20 protein-coding genes are annotated in these 20,648 nt (G+C 65.5%); 9 read left to right on the plus strand and 11 right to left on the minus strand.

Annotation, left to right across the window (positions count from 1 at the left end; translation table 11 throughout):
• The first annotated feature begins 80 nt into the window (after window positions 1-80).
• From POS15_RS06980 to POS15_RS07005, 6 genes are read left to right on the plus strand one after another with little or no spacing between them, the layout of a single operon-like run.
• Window positions 81-698, plus strand: a complete 618-nt coding sequence (locus POS15_RS06980) for a cation transporter (RefSeq protein ID WP_102789688.1) — start codon at window positions 81-83, stop codon at window positions 696-698.
• On the plus strand, window positions 695-1,051 hold the full coding sequence (locus POS15_RS06985) for a hypothetical protein (protein ID WP_102789689.1): 357 nt from the start codon (window positions 695-697) through the stop codon (window positions 1,049-1,051). Before POS15_RS06980 ends, POS15_RS06985 begins: the two co-directional genes overlap by 4 nt.
• 56 nt (window positions 1,052-1,107) lie before the next feature.
• Window positions 1,108-2,388 (plus strand): TolC family protein, encoded by a 1,281-nt coding sequence (locus POS15_RS06990; protein WP_102789690.1) that lies wholly within the window; start codon window positions 1,108-1,110, stop codon window positions 2,386-2,388.
• Window positions 2,385-3,332: an efflux RND transporter periplasmic adaptor subunit gene (locus tag POS15_RS06995; RefSeq protein WP_102789691.1), complete on the plus strand. Its 948-nt coding sequence runs from the start codon at window positions 2,385-2,387 to the stop codon at window positions 3,330-3,332. The genes POS15_RS06990 and POS15_RS06995 overlap by 4 nt, the downstream gene beginning before the upstream one ends.
• Window positions 3,333-3,340: 8 nt before the next feature.
• On the plus strand, window positions 3,341-6,538 hold the full coding sequence (locus POS15_RS07000) for a CusA/CzcA family heavy metal efflux RND transporter (RefSeq protein WP_284129282.1): 3,198 nt from the start codon (window positions 3,341-3,343) through the stop codon (window positions 6,536-6,538).
• Window positions 6,535-6,813 carry a hypothetical protein gene (locus POS15_RS07005; RefSeq protein ID WP_074052285.1) on the plus strand — a complete coding sequence of 93 codons (279 nt, stop codon included), beginning with the start codon at window positions 6,535-6,537 and terminating at the stop codon, window positions 6,811-6,813. Before POS15_RS07000 ends, POS15_RS07005 begins: the two co-directional genes overlap by 4 nt.
• Window positions 6,814-6,842: 29 nt before the next feature.
• Here POS15_RS07005 and POS15_RS07010 read toward each other — a convergent pair whose 3' ends face one another.
• From POS15_RS07010 to POS15_RS07055, 10 genes are all read right to left on the minus strand, one after another.
• On the minus strand, window positions 6,843-8,147 hold the full coding sequence (locus POS15_RS07010) for an arsenic transporter (RefSeq protein ID WP_284129283.1): 1,305 nt from the start codon (window positions 8,145-8,147) through the stop codon (window positions 6,843-6,845).
• Between the two features lie 18 nt (window positions 8,148-8,165).
• On the minus strand, window positions 8,166-8,891 hold the full coding sequence (arsH, locus tag POS15_RS07015; protein ID WP_102789631.1) for an arsenical resistance protein ArsH: 726 nt from the start codon (window positions 8,889-8,891) through the stop codon (window positions 8,166-8,168).
• Window positions 8,888-9,301, minus strand: a complete 414-nt coding sequence (arsC, locus tag POS15_RS07020) for an arsenate reductase (glutaredoxin) (protein ID WP_102789630.1) — start codon at window positions 9,299-9,301, stop codon at window positions 8,888-8,890. The genes arsH and arsC overlap by 4 nt, the downstream gene beginning before the upstream one ends.
• Window positions 9,298-9,846 (minus strand): arsenate reductase ArsC, encoded by a 549-nt coding sequence (locus tag POS15_RS07025; protein ID WP_102789629.1) that lies wholly within the window; start codon window positions 9,844-9,846, stop codon window positions 9,298-9,300. Before POS15_RS07025 ends, arsC begins: the two co-directional genes overlap by 4 nt.
• Entirely contained in the window at window positions 9,843-10,190 is a 348-nt protein-coding gene (locus POS15_RS07030; RefSeq protein WP_102789628.1) for a metalloregulator ArsR/SmtB family transcription factor, read from the minus strand. The genes POS15_RS07025 and POS15_RS07030 overlap by 4 nt, the downstream gene beginning before the upstream one ends.
• 245 nt (window positions 10,191-10,435) lie before the next feature.
• Entirely contained in the window at window positions 10,436-10,843 is a 408-nt protein-coding gene (locus POS15_RS07035; protein WP_246333236.1) for a copper-binding protein, read from the minus strand.
• Between the two features lie 87 nt (window positions 10,844-10,930).
• Window positions 10,931-14,110 carry a CusA/CzcA family heavy metal efflux RND transporter gene (locus tag POS15_RS07040; RefSeq protein WP_102789627.1) on the minus strand — a complete coding sequence of 1,060 codons (3,180 nt, stop codon included), beginning with the start codon at window positions 14,108-14,110 and terminating at the stop codon, window positions 10,931-10,933.
• Window positions 14,107-15,591 carry an efflux RND transporter periplasmic adaptor subunit gene (locus POS15_RS07045; protein WP_167390410.1) on the minus strand — a complete coding sequence of 495 codons (1,485 nt, stop codon included), beginning with the start codon at window positions 15,589-15,591 and terminating at the stop codon, window positions 14,107-14,109. The genes POS15_RS07040 and POS15_RS07045 overlap by 4 nt, the downstream gene beginning before the upstream one ends.
• Window positions 15,588-16,898, minus strand: a complete 1,311-nt coding sequence (locus POS15_RS07050; RefSeq protein ID WP_102789626.1) for a TolC family protein — start codon at window positions 16,896-16,898, stop codon at window positions 15,588-15,590. The genes POS15_RS07045 and POS15_RS07050 overlap by 4 nt, the downstream gene beginning before the upstream one ends.
• Before the next feature lie 71 nt (window positions 16,899-16,969).
• Entirely contained in the window at window positions 16,970-17,362 is a 393-nt protein-coding gene (locus POS15_RS07055) for a hypothetical protein (protein ID WP_102789625.1), read from the minus strand.
• A gap of 317 nt (window positions 17,363-17,679) precedes the next feature.
• On the opposite strand from POS15_RS07055, the gene POS15_RS07060 reads away from it, so the two are divergent.
• The gene (locus POS15_RS07060) at window positions 17,680-18,732 is read left to right on the plus strand and encodes a DNA-binding protein (RefSeq protein WP_032961134.1); all 1,053 of its coding nucleotides are present in this window, start codon (window positions 17,680-17,682) and stop codon (window positions 18,730-18,732) included.
• 20 nt (window positions 18,733-18,752) lie between these two features.
• Here the strand turns inward: POS15_RS07060 and POS15_RS07065 are convergent, their stop codons facing one another.
• Window positions 18,753-19,511: a hypothetical protein gene (locus tag POS15_RS07065; protein ID WP_223293216.1), complete on the minus strand. Its 759-nt coding sequence runs from the start codon at window positions 19,509-19,511 to the stop codon at window positions 18,753-18,755.
• A gap of 126 nt (window positions 19,512-19,637) precedes the next feature.
• Here POS15_RS07065 and POS15_RS07070 point away from each other — a divergent pair, with 126 nt between their 5' ends.
• Both POS15_RS07070 and copL read left to right on the plus strand, forming a co-directional pair.
• Window positions 19,638-19,988, plus strand: coding sequence for a helix-turn-helix transcriptional regulator (locus tag POS15_RS07070; RefSeq protein WP_043033515.1), 351 nt, complete (start codon window positions 19,638-19,640; stop codon window positions 19,986-19,988).
• Window positions 19,989-20,162: 174 nt separating this feature from the next.
• The gene (gene copL, locus POS15_RS07075) at window positions 20,163-20,582 is read left to right on the plus strand and encodes a transcriptional regulator CopL (RefSeq protein WP_074058987.1); all 420 of its coding nucleotides are present in this window, start codon (window positions 20,163-20,165) and stop codon (window positions 20,580-20,582) included.
• Window positions 20,583-20,648 lie beyond the last annotated feature (66 nt).

Consider the following 20,648-nt stretch of genomic DNA (forward strand, 5'->3'; position numbering starts at 1 on the left):
GCTACGGACTTTACCCTCACCTGCTGTGTCATGCCAGCGGCCCGCCCGGGCCCGGCTTCCCTGCGACTGGAGATGTTCCGATGAGTGATTGCGGCTGCCACCACGAGGCCAAGAATGCGCAGGAGCGGCGCGTCCTCTGGATCGCCCTAGCGTTGAACGCGGCGATGGCCGTGATCGGCGGCATCGCCGGCTGGATTGCCCATTCCACTGGCCTACTGGCCGACGCTCTGGACATGCTGTCCGATGCCACCGCCTATGCCATTGGCCTGGTCGCTATCGGGCGCACGGCGCGATTCAAGGCCAATGCCGCGTGGGTCAGCGGCAGCGTGCTGCTTGTGCTGGGTGTGGGCGTGTTGGTTGAGGTCGGCCGTCGCGTGATGTACGGCGCCGAGCCGGTCAGCGGCTGGATGATTGGCACCGCCCTGCTGTCGCTGGCGGTCAATATGACCGTGCTGCGCATGCTGGCGCCGCTAAAGTCCGGCGAAGTGCATCTGCGAGCCACCTGGCTGTTCACCCGGGCTGATGTGGTCGCCAATGTTGGCGTGATCCTGGCCGGCCTGCTGGTCTGGTGGCTGGCCAGTCCGTACCCGGATTTCGTGATCGGCGCCCTGATCGGCCTGTACGTGATCAAGGAGGCCTTCGAGATCTTGGGTGATGCCCGCCGGGCACGTGCCGACGCGCGCAAGACGGCTGTATGACCAGGCTTGGCCGGCTGGGTTCTGGCCTGCGCTGGCTCCTGCTGGCGCACTTGGCCGTGGGTCTGGTGGCGCAGCCGGTGCTGGCACTGGTCGGCGAGCTACATGTTCAAACCCATCTGGCCACTGCCGACCGCGGCCCGGCAGTGTCGCCGCCAGCTGCCGAGCGTGGCATAGACGTCGCCCTGCACCGGCTTCAGCAGCTGGTGCTGTGTTGCGGCCAAGCCGTGCCGGCACCTGAGATCCTGCTGGCCGTGGCGGACATCGGCCGGTATTTGCCCGTACTGAACGCCGATACGCCGACGTATCCGCACGCGCACCCGATTGCGCCATTCCGACCGCCGATCGCAGGGTGAGGTCCGCCGGCATGCGCCGGCACCCTGTCGATATCGAGAACCTTCGGAGTACTTCCATGCATGTGCGATTGGCGGCGATAGCCGCATGGCTGCTGTTGGGCGGCGCAATGGCGACGCCGGCGTCGGCCGCCGAGTTGATGACCTTGGACGACGCGTTTGCGCGTGTGGCCCAAACCCACCCCGAGCTGCGCCTGGTCGATGCTCGGGCCAACGTGCTCGCTGCCGAGCGCGATCAGGCGGTGCAGCGCCCACCGTGGACGGTCGGTGCAGAGGTCGAAAACGCTTTGGGCACTGGCGCAGCCCGCGGCCTGGACAGCGCGGAACTGACCTTGAGCCTGAGCTCGGTCCTGGAGCGCGGCGGCAAGCTCGACGCCCGCCGCACCTTGGCCCAGGGCCGGATTGATGCACTGGCCGTGCAGCGGGAGACCGGCCGACTGGACCTGCTCGCCGAAACGGCGCAGCGCTACCTGGCCGTGGTCGGTGCCGATCGGCAACGCAAACTGGCGAACATGGATGTCGGTCAGCGCCAGCGGACCGTGGCGGCCGCCCGGCAGCGCCTACAGGCCGGCGCCTCACCAGAATCGGTGGTGCTCACCGCCCAAGCTGCACTGGCGCGGGCCGAGCTGACCCGTGATCGGGCCGAGCAGCAGCGAATCGCCGCTCGTCAGCATCTGGCCGCACTGTGGGGCGAACGTGCTCCCAGCTTCGAGGTGGCTGCGGCCGATCCCATGGTCTTGCCGGCGATCGCGTCCATGCAGACGCTGGCCGAGGAGCTGGAGCGGACTCCGGAACTGGCGCAGTTTGCCGACGCCCGTCGGATCGCGCAGGCACGACTGCAGCTGGCGCGTTCGGCGGCCGCGCCGGACCTGTCCTGGCAGCTGGGTGTGCGTCGCCTGCAGGAGTCCGATGACACCGCGCTGGTGGCCAGCCTGTCCATGCCGCTGGGCAGCCGCAGCCGTGCACAGCCGGAGATTCGCGCCGGTGAAGCCGAACTGGAGGTGCTGGCAATCGAGCGCGATTCCAAGGGCTTGTCGCTGTATTCCACGTTGGTCGAGGCCCATGGCCGCTACACCGTGGCACAGGCCGAGGTGGCACGGTTGCAAGGCGACGTGCTGCCGAAGCTGGCCCGGGCTGAGCAGGCCGCCGAGCGCGCCTATCGCGCTGGCGCGATCAGCTACCTGGAATGGGCACAGTTGCAGTCCGAATGCACGGCCATGGCCCAGCAGCAGCTGGACGTGGCGCTCGATGCGCAGCGCGCCCTGATCGAAATTCAACGACTGACCGGCCAGGCGCTTGTCACGCCGCCGGCGGCCGCTTCCACTGGAGAGACCCCATGAATCGCTTTTCCTGGACCGCACTGGGCATGGCCCTGATGCTGGCCGCCTGCAACGCGTCGGCCCCCAACGAAGCCTCCGAGAGCGGCGCCGCCGCTGAGGGCGAAGAACACGGTGAGCACGAGGAGGCACCGTTGGAAACCAAGATTGCCGCCAAAGCGGCGCAGGCGGCGGGTATCCAGGTCGCGCCTGCAGGCCCCGGTGAGATTGCCGATGAGCATGAGGTGCAAGGGCTGTTGACCCCGATTGACGGGCGCATCGCGCAGGTCACTGCACGCTTTCCCGGACCGGTCCGCTCCGTGCGAGCCGGCGTGGGCGATCAGGTACGCGCCGGCCAGGCACTGGCCACCGTGGAGAGCAACCTGAGCCTGACCACCTACACCGTCACCGCGCCGATCAGTGGCGTGGTCATGGCGCGTACGGCCGCTGTGGGCATGGCAGCCGCTGAGGGCGCACCGCTGTTCGAGGTAGCGGGCCTGTCCACGCTGTGGGTGGACCTGCACATCTTCGGGGCCGACGTCCAGCACATCGGTGCCGGCGTGCCGGTGACGGTCACCCGCTTGAGCGATGGCGTCACGGCGCAGACCACCTTAGAGCGCGTCCTTCCCGGCACCGCCACCGCCAGCCAAAGCACCATTGCGCGCGCCACGGTGGCCAACACCGATGGCCTGTGGCGGCCCGGTTCGGCGGTCAAGGCGCGGGTGACTGTGGATCGCCAATCGGCAGCGCTGGTGGTGCCGATCACCGCGCTGCAGACCGCTGAAGACCAGGACGTGGTCTACGTGCAGCAGGGCGAGACCTACCACACCCGGCCGGTCAAGCTGGGCCGCCGCGACGCCGAACGCGCCGAAGTACTGGAAGGACTCAAGGCCGGTGAACAGGTGGTGGTGGCTCAGAGCTTCCTGATCAAGGCCGACATCGAAAAGTCCACCGTGGAAGAGGAATGAGGCCCGCCATGCTCGAACGCCTCATTGGGCTGTCCATCCGCCATCGCTGGCTGACGCTGGTGCTCACCGCTGCGCTGGTTGCGCTGGGCGTGTGGAGCTACCGTCACCTTTCCATCGACGCCACGCCGGACATCACCAACGTCCAGGTCCAGATCAACACCCAAGCCCCGGGCTACTCGCCGCTGGAGGCCGAGCAACGGGTGACCTTTGCCATTGAAACGGCCATGGCCGGCCTGCCCAAGCTGGACTACAGCCGCTCGCTGTCGCGTTATGGGCTCTCCCAGGTCACTGTCGTGTTCAAGGACGGCACCGACCTGTACTTTGCCCGCCAGCAGGTCGCTGAGCGCCTGCAGCAGATCTCTTCCCAGCTGCCCGAAGGGTTGGACCCGGAAATGGGCCCCATCTCCACCGGGCTGGGCGAGATTTTCATGTACACCGTGGAGGCCGAGCCCAACGCTCGCAAGCCCGACGGCACCCCGTACACGGCCACGGACCTGCGCACCCTGCAGGACTGGGTGATCCGGCCGCAGCTGCGCACCACGCCGGGCGTCACCGAGGTCAACACCATCGGCGGCTTTGAGCGGCAGATCCACATCACCCCCGACCCGGCCCAGCTGGTGGCGCTGGGCTTCACGTTGAACGACGTGGTCGCCGCGGTCATGCGCAACAATCAGAACATTGGCGCCGGCTACATCGAGCGCAATGGCCAGCAGTTCCTGGTGCGCGTGCCAGGTCAGCTGGCCAATCTAGAGGCGATCGGCAACATCGTGCTGGACCGCCGTGACGGCGTGCCCATCCGGGTGCGCGATGTGGCCAGCGTGGGCGAAGGCAAGGAGCTTCGCACCGGCGCGGCCACCCAGAATGGCCATGAGGTCGTGGTCGGTACCGCCTTCATGCTGTTCGGCGCCAACAGCCGGGAGGTCTCCCAGGCGGCCGCGGCCAAGCTGGACGCCGCCAACGCCAGCTTGCCTGCCGGTGTACATGCCAAGGCCGTCTATGACCGCACCGCGCTGGTGGACCGCACCATCGGCACGGTGTCCAAGAACCTGATCGAGGGCGCGCTGCTGGTGGTGGTGGTGCTGTTCCTGCTGCTAGGCAATGTGCGCGCCTCGTTGATCACCGCGGCGGTGATTCCGCTGGCGATGCTGTTCACCATCATCGGCATGGTGCGTGGCGGCGTATCGGGCAACCTGATGAGTCTGGGTGCGCTGGACTTCGGCCTGATCGTGGACGGGGCGGTGATCATCATCGAGAACTGTCTGCGCCGGTTCGGGGAGGCGCAGCACGCGCTGGGCCGCCAGCTCAACGATGAAGAGCGCTATGACCTGACCGCCTCGGCCACCGCCGAGGTGATCCGTCCCAGCCTGTTTGGCCTGGGCATCATCGCGGCGGTCTACCTGCCGATCTTCGCGCTGTCCGGGGTGGAAGGAAAAATGTTCCACCCGATGGCGATCACGGTGGTGCTCGCCCTTACCGGCGCCATGGTGTTGTCGCTGACCTTCGTGCCGGCGGCGATCGCCACCTTCCTGCGCGGCCGCGTGGCTGAGCACGACAACCGCCTCATGCGCTGGTCGCGGGCCCGCTATACGCCGCTGCTGGATTGGGCACTGCGGCGCCGGGTCGTGGTGCTGGCAGGCGCGGCCGTGCTGGTGGTGGGCTGTGGCGTGCTGGCCACCCGCTTGGGCTCGGAGTTCGTGCCGAGCCTGGATGAGGGCGACATCACCTTGCAGCCCATGCGTATTCCCGGCACCAGCCTGGAGCAGTCGGTGGCTATGCAGGAAACGCTGGAGAAGCGCCTGGCCCAGTTCCCGGAGGTGGCCAACATCTTCTCCAAGATCGGCACCGCCGAGGTGGCCACCGACCCGATGCCCCCGTCGATGGCCGACACCTTCCTGATGCTCAAGCCCCGCGACCAGTGGCCCGATCCGCGCAAGCCCAAGGCCGAGCTGGTGGAAGAGCTGGAGGCGGCGGCCAAGGAAATTCCGGGCAGCAACTACGAGTTCACCCAGCCCATCCAGATGCGCACCAACGAGTTGATCTCCGGCGTCCGTTCGGACGTGGCGGTCAAGGTCTACGGCGACAATCTGGACCAGCTGACGCGTCTGGCCAGCCGGGTCGAGCGGGTGATGCGCAGCGTCCCTGGCGCCGAAGACGTCAAGGCCGAGCAGGTCTCGGGCCTGCCGCTGTTGACCATCACGCCAGATCCGGCGGCATTGGCACGGTATGGCCTGAACCCGGGCGATGTGCAGGAAACGGTGGCCACGGCCATTGGGGGCAGTGTTGCCGGCCAGTTGATCGAGGGCGACCGCCGCTTCGACCTGGTCGTGCGCCTGCCCGAAGCGCAGCGCCAAGACCCCGCTGTGCTGGCAGATCTGCCCATTCCGCTGCCGGCAAGCACCAGTGTCGATGAGTCCAGCCGTCTGGCCGCCGGCGCCAATGGGGGGCCTCGCACGGTGCCGCTGCGGGAAGTGGCCAAGATCCAGGTGGAGCGCGGGCCCAATCAGATCAACCGCGAGAACGGCAAGCGCCGCGTGGTGATCACCGCCAACGTGCGCGAGCGCGATCTGGGCGGGTTCGTCGGCGAGTTGCGCACACGCATCGGCCAGGATGTCGCGCTTCCAGAGGGCTACTGGATCGATTACGGCGGTACCTTCGAGCAGCTGATCTCGGCCACCCAACGCCTGGGCGTGGTCGTTCCGGTGACACTGGCGTTGATCTTTGCTCTGCTGTTCATGGCCTTCGGTTCGGCCAAGGATGCGACCATCGTGTTCAGTGGCGTGCCACTGGCGCTGACCGGCGGTGTACTGGCACTGGCCTTGCGCGGGATTCCGCTGTCGATCTCGGCCGGCGTGGGCTTCATCGCGCTGTCGGGCGTGGCCGTACTCAACGGGCTGGTCATGATCGCCTTCATCCGCCGTCTGCGCGAACAGGGCGATCCGCTGGACGAGGCTGTGCGCGACGGCGCCCTTGGACGCCTGCGGCCGGTGCTGATGACCGCCCTGGTGGCCTCCCTGGGCTTCCTACCCATGGCCTTGAATGTCGGTGCTGGCTCGGAAGTGCAGCGGCCGCTGGCCACTGTCGTCATCGGCGGTATCGTCTCATCCACCGCATTGACCTTATTGGTGCTGCCGGTGCTCTATCGTTGGCTGCATCGCGACCGAGCTCCCCGCGCCGGTGGCACTGCTTTGGAATCTTCGACACCATGAACGAGATCAACCTGGAACAGGTGCGTGCGGCGATGTTTACCGACCCGGGCGTGAAAGCGGTCGATGACCTGCGCCTGGTCCCCGCCAAAGAGCACGGTCGTGCGATCGCGGCCACCATCACTGTCGCGGCGCCCTCGGTCGACCTGGACCTGGTGCACGCGGTGACCGCGCGGGTGCTTGCCGACCAATTCGGCATCGATCAGGTCATGCTGTGCTTCAACGACCCGGGACCGGTGCCGCCGCCACCCACCGCAGCACCCCTGAAGAAATTGTGATCACTGACGGCGGCCTTGCGTCCACGCGGTCATTGCGCGAGCGGCAGCCAGATCCAGAGCGCGATGAGCGTGGCCAACAGGACGGGGGGCGTGAGGATCAGCCCCACCTTCATGTACTGCCCCCACGTAATCCGTTGGCCCTTGCCGGCAAGGACGTGCAGCCACAGCAGGGTCGCGAGCGACCCAATCGGAGTGAGCTTGGGGCCAAGGTCGTTGCCCACGACGTTGGCATAGATCATCATTTCGCGGGTGGCGGCCGGAAGATTGGCCCCGTCGATGGCCAGCGCGCCCACCAGGGTTGCCGGCATGTTGTTCATCATCGATGCGAGACCCGCCACCGCGAAGCCGGTACCGATCGTGGCCACAAAGGTTCCCTGCGCTGCCAGCCACTCAAGCACCGCACTTGCCACCTTTGTCAGCCAGGCGTTGCCAAGCCCATAAACCACAAGATACATGCCAACCGAGAACAGCACGATCTGCCAAGGCGCGCCGCGCAGAATCTTGGTCAGGGCCATGGTGGCGCCTCGGCCGCCTCTCGCCCAGCGACCTGCAATTGCCACCAGCACCAGCGCAGCCGCACCCGTCACCAAGGCGATGGGGACGCCGAGCGGCCCGGTTACGAAGTACGCAACGAGCAACGATGCAAGAAGGGGCAAGGCGGCGCGAAAGACTGCCTTGTCGCGGATCGCCTCATGCGGCGCTTCAAGATCGTGGAGCGGGTAAGTGCGCGGAATGTCGCGGCGGAACCAGAGCCACAGGACGATCAGCGTGGCACCGACCGACACCAAATTCACCGGCACCATGACCGCTGCGTAGCGTCCAAATGAGACGTCAAAGAAGTTCGCGGTGACGATGTTGACCAAGTTCGAGACAACGAGCGGCAGGCTGGCCGTATCAGCAATGAAGCCGCAAGCCACAGTGAACGCCAGCGCACTTGCAGGCGGGAAGTTCAAGCGCAGCAGAATGGCAAGAACAATCGGCGTCAGCAGGAGTGCAGCGCCATCGTTGGCGAATACTGCCGCGATCGCAGCGCCCAGCAAGACGACCAGCGGGAAGAGCTTCCGGCCATTGCCGCCGCCCCAGCGGGCCACATGCAGGGCAGCCCATTCGAAGAAGCCGGCTGCGTCTAGGATGAGCGAGATGATGATGAGTGCGACGAAAGTGAACGTCGCATCCCAGACAATCCCCCACACCGTGGCGACGTCACCCCACCCGACGACGCCGGTGGCCAACGCTACTGCGGCGCCGGCGAGTGCCGACCAACCGATACCGAATCCGCGCGGCTGCCAGATGACGAATACAAGGGTGACGATGAATATCGCGAGGGCAAGCATGCCGCGCTCCGACAAAGGTTAGATGGAGCGCTGATTCACGCGCTTGGACAGTTCTTCGGCGCTCTCAACGCGCTCGGAATAGCGATCGGTCAGATACACAGAGCGACCACGCACGAGCCAAGTGAACTTCACCAACTCCTCGCACACGTCAGCAACTCGCTGATAGTACGCAGATGGCTTCATGCGTCCGGCCTCATCAAATTCCTGGAATGCCTTGGCCACCGAGGACTGGTTCGGGATGGTGACCATACGCATCCACCGGCCGAGGACGCGCAGCTGGTTTACCGCGTTGAAGCTCTGCGAGCCGCCGGACACCTGCATCACCGCCAAGGTTTTGCCTTGTGTTGGGCGCTTGGCGCCGTCGGCCAGAGGAATCCAATCGATCTGTGCCTTCATGATCCCGGTCATGGCGCCGTGGCGTTCCGGGCTGACCCAAACCATGCCTTCGGACCAGTACGCGAGCTCGCGCAACTCACCCACCTTCGGATGATCCGGGGTGGCTCCGTCAGGCAGTGGCAAGTCATGCGGATCGAAGATTCGCACCTCGCAGCCATACCAGCGCAAGAGTCGGCCGGCTTCTTCTGCCAGCAGCCGGGAATAAGAGCGTTCCCGCAGCGATCCATAGAGGATGAGGATCCGCGGTGGGTGCCTTGGCTCGCCGGGCCCAGCTAGTGCGTCAACGTCGATCGGTGCAAGTTGCGTTGCGTCGATGCTCGGCAGATCTACGGCAATGCGATCAATCACGTCGACGCCCCGGCTGCGGTCACGATTTCGCCGTCTTCCTTGGTGAAGGAGGACACCGGGTTGTCGAGCAGCGCGAGCACCTTTTCGGACGGTCGGCACAGCGCCACGCCCCGGTCGGAAACAACGATGGGACGGTTGATCAGGATCGGGTGCGCCATCATCGCGTCCACCAGTTGTTCGTTGGTGAGCGCGGGATTATCCAAGCCCAGCTCAGCGTACGGTGTTCCCTTCTGGCGCAGGAGCTCACGAGGGGACATGCCCATCGCGGCGAGCAGCTCGACCAGCTTCTCGCGCGTGGGCGGCGCCTGCAGGTACTCGATGACCACCGGGTCTTCACCAGACTGGCGCATCATTTCAAGGGTATTCCGAGACGTGCCGCAGGCCGGGTTATGGTAGATCGTCAGCGTCATGATGATCCCTCAAGCCACGTCGGGTCGGGTCGGGGCGACGTGGCGCCCTCGAACTGCCCGATGTCGCTTACCTGCGCCGTCAAGGCCGCCCGCGACAGCGTGTGGATCGGTAGCGCGACGAACGCCTTGATGCGGTTCTCCATGTACACCAGCGCCTGCCGGAAGGCAGCGCGCTGCCACATGTCCCCGCGCGTTTCGTGGCTAGGGTCCTCGATGCCCCAGTGCCCGGTAACCGGCTGTCCTGGCCAGAACGGGCAGGCCTCGCCGGCGGCTTGGTCGCAGACGGTGAACACGAAATCCATGCGCGGGGCATCCGGCACTCCGAACTCGTCCCACGCCTTGGAGCGCAGGCCCTCGACTGGGTAGTCGGCCTGACGCAGCGTCTCGATTGCCAGAGGGTGGACCTCCCCCTTGGGGTGGCTGCCCGCGGAGAACGCATTGAAACGGCCATCGCCGATCTTGCGAAGGACGCTCTCGGCCAGGATCGAGCGGGCTGAATTACCGGTGCATAGGAACAGGACGTTAAAGGGCTGAGGAAAGCTCATGCGCAGGTCTCCGCGGTACAAGGAGTGACGAGGTTATTGAGGGCGCCGCAGATGTCCGGATTCCCGGAACAGCAGTCCTCAGTGAGGAATTCAAGAAGCTGGCGCATGTCCTCGTAGCTGGCCGCGTACAGGACGCGCCGCCCGTCGCGCCAAGAGCGCAGAAGGCTCGCCCGCTCCAGGGTCGCAAGGTGAAAGCTCATGCGCGGTGGCGCAATCCCAAGCGCTTCGGCGATCTCGCCCGACGGCATGCCATTGGGGCCTGCGCGCACGAGCATCCTGAATGCGGCTAGGCGGTCGGAATGCGCAAGGGCAGACAGCGCTGAGACAGCAAAGTCATCTTTCATAACTGCACTATACAACTATTCTTGTAGAATCAAAATGAGGTGGCGGACCCTCCGCCTCTACTCGGCGGAGCTGAGGAAGGTCGCCCGTGGCCGATGGCAACACCGTCCACGGCGAGCCTGTCTCGACATAGCGCCGCTCCTTCGCCATTTTCGCGAGGTCAGCTTCCAGGTGAAGCCAGTTAGTGGCCGACGCAGTTCTGGTCCGAGGGCGACACCGCCGCTCCTCGGATATCCCGCAGACCCAGCTACTGTGCAGGAGCGATTCGGGTGATCCTGGCCGTCATGCCTCGCGCCTCGAAATCGAACTGCACTTTCTGTCCGACCTCCACCGGAGCGATCAGCTCGGGCGATGCCGTGAAGCCCATCGTCATAGCCGGCCAGTGCAGTGCCTCTACCGGGCCATGGGCGATGGTGATCTTGCCGGCAGCAATGTCGACGGACTCCACCGTGCCGGCGGCTGAAGCGTTTTTAGCCCTCTCGGGCGAAGCGGGTTTTTCCCGATCAGCCATCTGTGCATGTTCTGTGGCCGACATAGCCATGTTGTCAGCCGTCGCAGCGGAGCCATGGGTGGTCGCATCGTCATTGCTGGGTGCCTGCGAGCATGCTGCCAGCAGCAGTATCGCCAGGGTGGACGCGAAGGGCATCAGTTTCATCTGTTCTTACCTCGATTATTGAAGGGTGACTGCAGAGTCATGCGACGGCAACGCAGTCGGCCTGCCGCCACCGTTATAAAAGCAATTTCAATGTGGTCTTTGACACGTCGCGGCATCTGGCGGCGGTGCCGCGGGCGTGGTTCGTGACAAAGTGCGACCACGCAGCAGGCGATACGCGGCCGGAATCACCAGCATCGACAGCAATGGCGCGGTGACCATCCCGCCGATCATCGGCGCGGCGATGCGTTGCATGACTTCCGACCCGGCACCGCCACCGATGAACAAGGGCAGCAGGCCGGCGAGGATCACGGCGACGGTCATGGCCTTGGGTCGCACGCGCAGCACCGCGCCTTCGCGGATGGCCGCCTCCAGCGTGGCGAGAGTCTCCGGTTCGCCCGCAGCGAGGCGCCGCTCCCAAGCGTGGCGCAGGTACAGCAGCATGATCACGCCGAACTCGGCGGCGACGCCGCCCAACGCGATGAAACCGATCATGGTTGCGATCGACATCGCGTGGCCGAGTCCCCAGATCAGCCACAGCCCGCCGACCAGCGCCAGCGGCACGCTCAGCAGAATGATGGCTGCCTCGCTGAAGCGGCGGAACACCAGGTAGATGAGCAGAAAGATGATCGCCAGAGCGGCCGGCACGACCCACTGCAACCGAGCCAGCGCCCGCGCCAGGTATTCGTACTGGCCCGACCATGCAATGCCATAACCCGGCGGCAAGGTGATGTCCTTGGCGGTGCGCTGCTGCAGGTCCTTCACCACCGAACCGAGATCCCGGCCGGCGACATCGACGAAGATGTAACCGACCAGACGTCCGTTCTCGCTCTTGAGCATCGGCGGTCCGGGCGTCAGCGTCAGATCGGCCACTTGCCCCAGCGAGAGTTCCACGCCACCTGGAGCCACCAGTGGCAATTGCGCTAGCGCCGCCAGCGAATCGCGTTGCCCGCGGGGGTAGCGCAGCACAATGGGATAGCGCTCGCGGCCCTCGATGGTCTCGCCGATGGGATCGCCACCGACGACCGTGGCGATGAGCTGCTGCAGATCCGCCTGGCTCAAGCCGTAGCGGGCTGCGACTTCCGGACGGATGCTGACATCAACATAGCGACCGCCGGTCACGCGCTCGGCCAACGCGGAACTCACACCGGGCACCGTTCTCGCGAGGCGTTCAAGTTCGCTGCTGATCTGCTCGATAACCCGGGTGTCCGGCCCCGACACCTTGATCCCGATCGGGCTCTTGATGCCGGTGGCAAGCATGTCAATGCGGTTGCGGATCGGTGGCACCCACAGGTTCGTCAGACCCGGCACCTTCACCGCCGCATCAAGTTCAGCACGCAACTTGTCCATGGTCATGCCAGGCCGCCATTGATCGCGCGGCTTGAACGTCACCGTGGTCTCGAACATCTCGATCGGCGCCGGGTCGGTTGCGGTATCGGCACGGCCGGCCTTGCCGAACACGTGCGCGACCTCGGGCACGGTCTTGATCATGCGGTCGGAAAGCTGCAGCAACTGACCGGACTTTCCCGCCGACAACCCCGGCAGCGCTGTGGGCATGTACAACAACGTGCCCTCGTCGAGCGGCGGCATGAACTCGCTGCCGATGCGCGCATAGGGAACGGCAGTGAGCAGCAGCAACAATCCGCTCAAACCCAGCGTCAGGCGCGGGTGCCGCAGGACCCAGTCCAGCACCGGCCGGTAGCCGGCGATCAGCACGCGATTGACGGGGTTGGCCTGCTCGGGACGGATGTGGCCGCGGATCAGGTAACCCATCAGCACCGGGATCAGGGTCACCGACAAACCGGCCGCCGCCGCCATCGCATAGGTCTTGGTGTAGGCCAGCGGGGAGAACAGCCGGCCCTCCTGCGACTGCAGCGCGAACACCGGCACGAACGACAAGGTGATCACCAGCAGGCTTGCGAACAGTGCCGGACCGACCTCGATGGCCGACGCGGCCATCAGATCCCAGCGTTCCTCGCCCTCCGGGTCACGACCGTTGGTTTCGCGCCAATGCTCCAGATGCTTGTGCGCGTTCTCGATCATCACCACGGCACCGTCGACCATCGCGCCAATCGCGATGGCGATGCCGCCCAACGACAGCAGGTTCGCGGTGATGCCCTGGTAGCGCATCACGATGAACGCGGCCAGCACGCCAAGCGGCAGCGTGATCACCGCGACCAGTGCCGAACGCAGGTGCCAAAGAAACAGAGCGCACACCAGCGCCACCACCAGGAACTCCTCGCCCAGCTTGTGGGTGAGATTGCGTACGGCCCCATGGATGAGCTCGGAGCGGTCATAGACCGGCACGATCTCCACGCCCTCCGGCAGGCTGGCTTGCAACTGCTTCAGTCTTGCCTTGACGTTCTCGATCGCGCTCAACGCATCCTTACCGGTGCGCAGCACGATCACGCCACCGGCGACTTCGCCCTCGCCGTCGAGTTCGGCGATGCCGCGGCGGAAGGTCGGGCCACGGGTGATGGTGGCCACTTCGCCCAGCAGGACGGGCACGCCGGCGGCGGTGCTGCTGAGGGGGACGCGCTCGAAATCCTCGCGGCTGCGCAGGTAGCCCTCGCTGCGCACCATCAGTTCGGCCTCGCCCTGTTCGATCACCGAGCCGCCGGTGGCACCGTTGGCCGCATCCACCGCCGCGATCACCTGCGCCACGGTGAGGTCGCGGGCCGCCAGTGCCTGCGGGTCGGGCACGATCTGCCAAGCGCGCACCATGCCGCCGACGCTGGCGACCTCGGCCACGTCGGGCACGGTCTTCAACTCGTAGCGCAGGAACCAGTCCTGCAGCGCCCGCAACTGGCCCAGGTCATGCTGGCCGGTGCGGTCCACCAAGGCGTACTCGTAGATCCAGCCCAAGCCCGTGGCGTCGGGCCCAAGGGCCGGACTGACGTCTGGAGGCAATTGATCGCGGACCTGGCTCAGGTACTCCAGTACGCGCGAGCGCGCCCAGTACAAGTCGGTGTCGTCGTCGAACAGGATGTAGACGTAGGAGTCTCCGAAGAACGAGAACCCACGCACGGCGGTGACGCCGGGCACCGACAACATCGTCGTGGTCAGTGGATAGGTGACCTGGTCTTCGACGATGCGGGGCGTCTGGCCGGGCCATTGGGTGCGGATGATGACCTGGGTGTCGGACAGGTCGGGCAGCGCATCCAGCGGTGTGTGTAGCGCCGACCACAGGCCGGCGGCAGCCAGCAGCACGGCCGCCATCAGCACGAGGGCGCGGTTGGCGATGGAGGCGCGGATCAGGTGGGCGATCATGGTTGATCTCCCGCGCGTTCTCCGATCGGCTCAAGCCGTTCCACCGTCAGTCCCTTGGCGTCGGAGCGGACAAAGGCGTGTACGCGGTCGCCAGTCTGGATGTCCTTGGCCACGTCCGGATTGGCCAGCGGAAAAGCCATCGTCATGCCCGGCATGTTCAGCGTCGCGAACGGGCCGTGGTCGAGGGTGATCTGTCCGCCGGCGATGGACTCGACGGTGGCCTCAGTCTCGTGCAGGACCGCTTGGCCCGCGGCTTCGGGCGCCTTGGCCGTTTCAAGACGTCCGAGCAATCCCGACAAACTGGCCTCCGAGTCGATCAGGAACTGGCCCGACACGACCACGCGCTCGCCGCCCTTGAGCCCGGCGAGGATTTCGGTGCGGCCACCGCCACTGCGGCCGGTGCGCACGCGCACCGGCTGGAAGCCGCCCTTGGCGTCCTGCACGATCACCCGACTGTCCGTGCCGGTGGCGATCAGCGCTTCGGTGGGCACCAGTGGTACCGGTGCGCCGCCTTCGGGCTGCACCGTCACCTCGGCAAACATGCCCGGCGCCAGCGCGCCGTCGGGATTGCGCAGCACGATCCGGGCCTGCTGCGTGCGGCTTGCCGTGTCGACTTGCGGCAGCAGGGTTTCGACTTCGCCTGCGAAGGTCTGCCCCGGAAATGCGCTGACGACCGCCTCGACCGGCGTGCCCGGTCGCAACCGCGCCGCATCGGCCTGCGGGATCGCCGCCTCCAGCCACAGCGTGGCCGTGCCGTTGACGCGGAACAGCGGTGTGCCGGGCATCACCGTCTGGCCTTCGCGGGCTAGCACTTCGGTGACCACGCCGTCGTGCGGTGCGCTCAAGGTCACGCTGCCGTCGCGGCCCAGGCCGCCGGGCACGCCGAGTACGCGCAGCCGTTGCTGCGCGGCCGACTGCAGTTCCCGTGCCGACGCGGACTGCGCATGGCGCAGCGCCTGCGCTTCGGCCAGCGCACTGCTCCATCCTGGTGCCAGCAACGCCGCCAGCGGCTGACCCCGTGCGACCCTCGTGTACGGGGCCTTGACTTGCACCCGGCTCACCAGGCCTTCGGTCACCGCGCTAACCACGGCTTCCCGGCGAAGATCCCAGGCCAGCGTGCCTGGCACGCGCATCGTCGCCGCCAACCGGCCGACCTCGACTTCCTCGGTGCGGATGCCCACGCTCTGCCGCAGGCCCGGGTCGATGTTGACGCCACCGCCGGCCACTTCGTCGGCGTACTTCGGCACCAGTTGCATGTCCATGAAGGGCGACTTGCCCGGCTTGTCGAAGTGCTGGTCTGGCACCATCGGGTCGTACCAGTACAGCGCTTTGCGCTCGCCAGCAGCGGTCGCCGGTGCATCGGCTATCGCCATGTCGTGGTCGCTTCCGCGCTGGGCCCACCAGTAACCACCGGCGAGGCCGGCCACCAGCAGTGCGGCCGCTGCGGCGATCATCGCCACTCGATTCATCGTGTACGTCATGGCGAGCGTTCCTCTTCGGGCAGCAGATAGGCCAGCGCCGCCCAGGCGCGGCCGAGTTCGCCCAGGTGGCGGGCGTGCATCACGTGCAGTTCGATTTCGTCGCGGCGCGCTTCGAGCCACGGTTGCAGGTCGGCGCCGGCGGCGTAGGCGGCCAGCGCGGTCTTCGCGCGGTCACGGGCCAGCGGGAGCGACTCGGTTTCCTTGCGCGCCACCTGCCGCTTGAGTCCTTCCCATTCGGCCAGGGTCATGCGCACGCGCTCGGCCTGTGCACGACGGGCGTCCTCGCGTTCGGCGGCCACCGTGTCCAGTTCGGCACGCCGCGCGGCCACGCCGCGGTCCTGCCGGTTGCGCGGGAACAACGGCAGATCGATCGCGAACTCGACCATCAGCATGTCGCTGCGTGGCAGGCCTTCGGGCGTGCGTTCGCGCTGCCCGTAAGTCACGCCGAGGCTCCAGTCCGGCCGCTTCTCGGCAATGGCAGCATCGACTTGCGCTTCGGCGATGGTCTCGCGGGAGTGCCAAGGCAGAAGTGGCCCTTGTCGATCGACCGAGGCCACCAGCGTGGCTGGGGCAACCGGCAGCGTCATCAGCTCGGGCGGTGCGCCCTCGATGCGAAGCGCCATCGGTTCTTCGCCCAACCAGCGTGCCAAGCTGGCACGCGCGGCTTCCAACGACGCCTCGGCGTCGTCGATGCGGTTTTCCACTTCCAGCGCGGCGTTTTGCGTCGCCATCGCGTCGACCGCCGAACCGGTGCCGCCGGCGAGCCGTGCCTTGGCGGAGCGAACGGCTATGCCGGTTGGTTCGCGCAGGGCCTGCAACGCCGTGACTTCTCGTTGCGCCGCCCACTGGGCGATCCAGGCTCGCGCCACGGCCTGTCGCACGGCGAGTCGTTCGGCCACCGACAGCGCCTGTGCCTGCTCGACGGTGCGGTCGGCGACCGCCTGGCGTACCTGACGCTTGGCATGAGCCGGAAAGTCTTGCATCACGCCGATCTGCTTCATGGTCATGAAGTCGGCGCTGGCGTCGAACGCGTCGGCGCCCGTTACCGGTAGATTGGCGACGCCCAGCGTCAACCTAGGGTCGGGCAAGGCCGCCGCGCGGACGGCTTCTTCCTGGCTGGCCGCAATCTGCGACTGACGCGCCTGGAGCATCGGGGCGCGCTCGGCCGCCAAGCGTACCGCGTCATCGAATGTGATGCTGGCCGTAGCAGACCAGGCAGGAGCGACGGCAAACAAGCCGAAAGCGAGCACCCAGACGCGCAAACGGCAAATGCTGCACCGGTGGTGCAGCGGGGAAGAAAACGACATGAGACCTCCGAACACGCAACGACGAGCGCGCCGGCGGATCCGGCAGCGCGGGGACGAGTTACGTTGGGGGTCTAGATCTGCAGGCTACAGAAGCGCTGCGCCGGCGGCGGGTCGGACCGGCAGGTGGGCACGTCTTCGTAGTACTGGGCTTCAACCGGCGGCAGTAAGGCCGCGGTCAACGCGAAGTGCACCGGCGGCAGGCCGAGCGACGGCACCTGTGGCGCTTTGAGGTCTTGGCTGGTGACGTGATCCCGCAGACAATGCTGGTCGCACAGGGCCGGTACCTGCGGATCGGGCATTTCCATGCCTTCGCAACCGGCCATGACCATCCGCGGTTCCAGTGGCGTTTCGCTGACGGGACACGCATAGGCGGCCAGCGCGATTTGCTGGAACAACAGCGCCAGCAATGCCAGCCAAGCAAAGCGCAGACGGAGCGAACGGGTCCGGAACGCGCGCAGCTTCATCGGCGACCCGCGCAGGGCAACACGACCACCCGAGCACACGGGCGTTGGTTACGCGTAAGAGGGGCCAAGGAAGAGAGCATTGCGAATGAGCATAGCTCTGCGAGTGCTTGCTTGGAAGCGCGGTACATGCCGGAAGTTCACGGAATGGTGGTTTCGTACTGCTTGACGTCTGTCTGACGGGCCCAACGGGGTATCACGCGGGATAATTCAATATTATCCCGTATAACTATTTTCGCCGACGAGCGGTCGTCTACCTGCTTTAATAGTATGTAATTACATGGTATGTAATACATTACGAAATAAAGTGGGGTGGCACGATGGCGCGCGCAGGACTCTATAAGAGTGACGTCCAGAAGGCGCGCGACGCGCTGCTGGCCCAAGGCAAGAAGCCGTCAGTCGACGCGGTGCGAGTGGCCTTGGGCAACACGGGCTCCAAGACCACGATCCACCGCTACTTGCGTGAACTGGAAGGAGAGGAAGGCGGCGGTCCGGCGAGGACGGTAGCCGTTAGTGATGCTTTGCAGGACTTGGTTGCGCGCTTGGCCTCGCGGCTCCAGGAGGAAGCAGAGGCCATCCTCACCCAGGAGCGTGAGCGCCATCAGGCTGAGCTCCACAGTCGGCAACAGGCGCTTTCCGGTGCCCAAGAGGAGGCTGCCGCCTTGAGCAGTCGGCTGCAGCGCACCGAAGCAAGCCTGCACCAAGAGCAAGCTGCTCACGCCCTCCTTCAACAGAATCTAGGTGACAGGATCGCGGAAATCGCCCAGTTGAACGAGCGCATCGCTGGCATGACGGTGCGGCTGGCTGATCATGAGGCGCATACGCGTTCTCTGGAGGACAAGCATGCCCATGCCCGGGAAGCGCTTGAGCACTACCGCACTTCAACCAAAGAGCAGCGTGAGCAAGAGCTTCGCCGTCACGAGCATCAGGTCCAAGAGCTGCAAGTAGCCTTACGTCAGGCCAATGAAGCCTTGGGCGCGAAGAATCAGGAGCTGTTGGTGCTGAACCGCGACAATGGTCAATGGCTGGAGCGCCACGGGCGGATTGAGCGTGAGCTTGCCCAGCTACGACAGGCCCACGAAGGCCAACACAGCGAGGTCGTGGCGTTGCGCCAGACCGCGACGGACTATTTGGCACTGCAGGAGCGCTGGAAGACTGACGCCAAGACCTTGGATACCATGCGCAACGAGCTAGCTCAAGTTCAAGACACCCTTGCGCGGGAGCGTGAGCGCCGCGAGAGCGCTGAAGCCGATGCGTTGCGTGCCAATGCACGTCTTGAAGCGCTAGAGCCTCTACTGAATCAACTGACGCCAGCACAAAATGCGGTGAAGAAAACTCGGCGCGGCCATGCGCAAGATGGGGGAGCCGACTGACGAGGCTGCTCGTTTGTCTGCTAGCGGCTGGGGTGGCGCTCACCTGTCCAGTACGCCCATTCCATAGGGACGACCCAATCTACAAACAGTTTGGCTACTGAGGACTCCGGTGCCAAATGATAGGGCTTGAACATGCCTTGCTCGGGCGAACTGGTCATCAGGTAGCGCAGGCGCTTCTGGACCTCCTGAAAGATGGCTTCCCGCACATGGGCGCTGTCGTGCACGCCAAGACGCATCGCCACCGAGGCACCTTGGCGTACCGCCGCCCAGCAGCAGTAACGCCACCGCGCGATCGGCAAGCCCCGCGGTCCGGATTGAAAGACGAACCCCACATCACGTGCCCAGCCTGGGTCGAAGTGATGTTTGAGCAATTGCTGCTCCAGAAACTGCTCGGTCTCCCAGAGTGCAAGTTCATCCCACAGCTCCAGTTTCGCGTCCGCCAAGTCTACATCGTGTGCCATATCGCCGAGTTGGTCTTCCAGCACCGGGAGCAGGTGCCTGCGCTCGTGGGTAGACCAGGCGAAAGCCCATTGCAGATCTTCGATGGGCGTGACCTCGGCATCGGGGCGGATCTGCCATCGATCCGCTGGCCAGGGAACTTGGATCAAGGCCAAGTCTCGCAGCGTGTCCAGCACCAGCAAGGTGGAGCGGCGTGTGGGCGCCACCGGTATGCGTCGTAGCTGCGCGGCTAACAGTGCGGCTAGGAAAAGGGTGCCACGAAGGCCCAACTCCTCGATGCTGGCGACCCCAGATGGCGTCATTGACGAGGTTCCGGGCATGCGGTTTCCGGGGATGAGGGAGCGGCGTGGCTCCTGGGGGGGGGAGGGGGGGCGCTACCGGTGTCGCCGGTTGCCTCAAAGCTAAGAATATCTTAGTATGCAAGGCAGGGTACATCCGCCATCCTTATGGGGTCTCCATGGGGTGCGCGCGTGACTTTGTCCGTCGACTCAACACCGACCTTCGCTCGACGCCTCAAACAAGCCCGCCTGCACACGGGTTTGTCGCAGAAGGAGTTGGGCATCCGGGCCGGTCTGGATCCTCACGTGGCCAGCCCCCGAATCAACCAGTACGAGCGTGGCAAGCACGAGCCCATGCTGGAGATTGCTGAGCGGTTGGCCCAAGCGTTGGGGATCCCCGCCGCCTTCCTTTACACCGACGATGATCTGCTGGCCAAGTTGCTCCTGCGCTGGGGCTCGCTAAGCAAGCAGCAGAAGCGCGAGTTGGTGAAGCTGATCGAGGCCACGCCCGAGAAGTAAACCGAACAAGCGCTCGCCCTATGGGCAACTCTTCGCCTCAACCCGCCCTTTGGGCGCTTCTGGAGGGAGCTGCAGTGTCCGCGGCTAGTGCGACTGACAAGTCGCGACATCTCAGGCTTACTTGAGATTTTGTTCACGACCGATACACACGCGCCTTGTCTAAAGTGATATACCATGTCGCCCGTGTCAGCCTCCTCACTTCTACTGCGACTGTTCCTGATCGCCATGCTCGTGCTTAACGGCGCGTGGTCGGCGTTTGCGTCCGTCAGTATGAACCCGGTCATGGAAGAGCAGGCCAGCGAAGTGGCTGCCGCGGTGCAAGTCGACGAAGACTGCTTCGCCGATCACAGTGCTGAGCATCATCCCGATGCCACATCGATTGAAAAGGCTGGCACTGGGCATGGCGACCATGCCGGTCCCGACTGTTGCAAGTCTTCTGCGTGCCGGTGCGCCTGCGTACACGCTTGCGCGAGCGCACTTCCTGCGCGCCTGCATGTTTCGGTGCAACTGGCCTTGGGCCTGGATGTCATGCCGCTGCCCCTAGGGCATGCGGCACCTGCCTTGCCTCATCTGATCCGACCACCGATCGGCTAAGCGTCCCTAGGCGCCGCAATGGCGCCGTTGGTGTGGCTTGCATGCCTGTTTAGGCCAGCCGCCCGC

Origin of the sequence: Stenotrophomonas sp. BIO128-Bstrain (genome assembly GCF_030128875.1) — a bacterium.
Taxonomy (GTDB): domain Bacteria; phylum Pseudomonadota; class Gammaproteobacteria; order Xanthomonadales; family Xanthomonadaceae; genus Stenotrophomonas; species Stenotrophomonas bentonitica_A.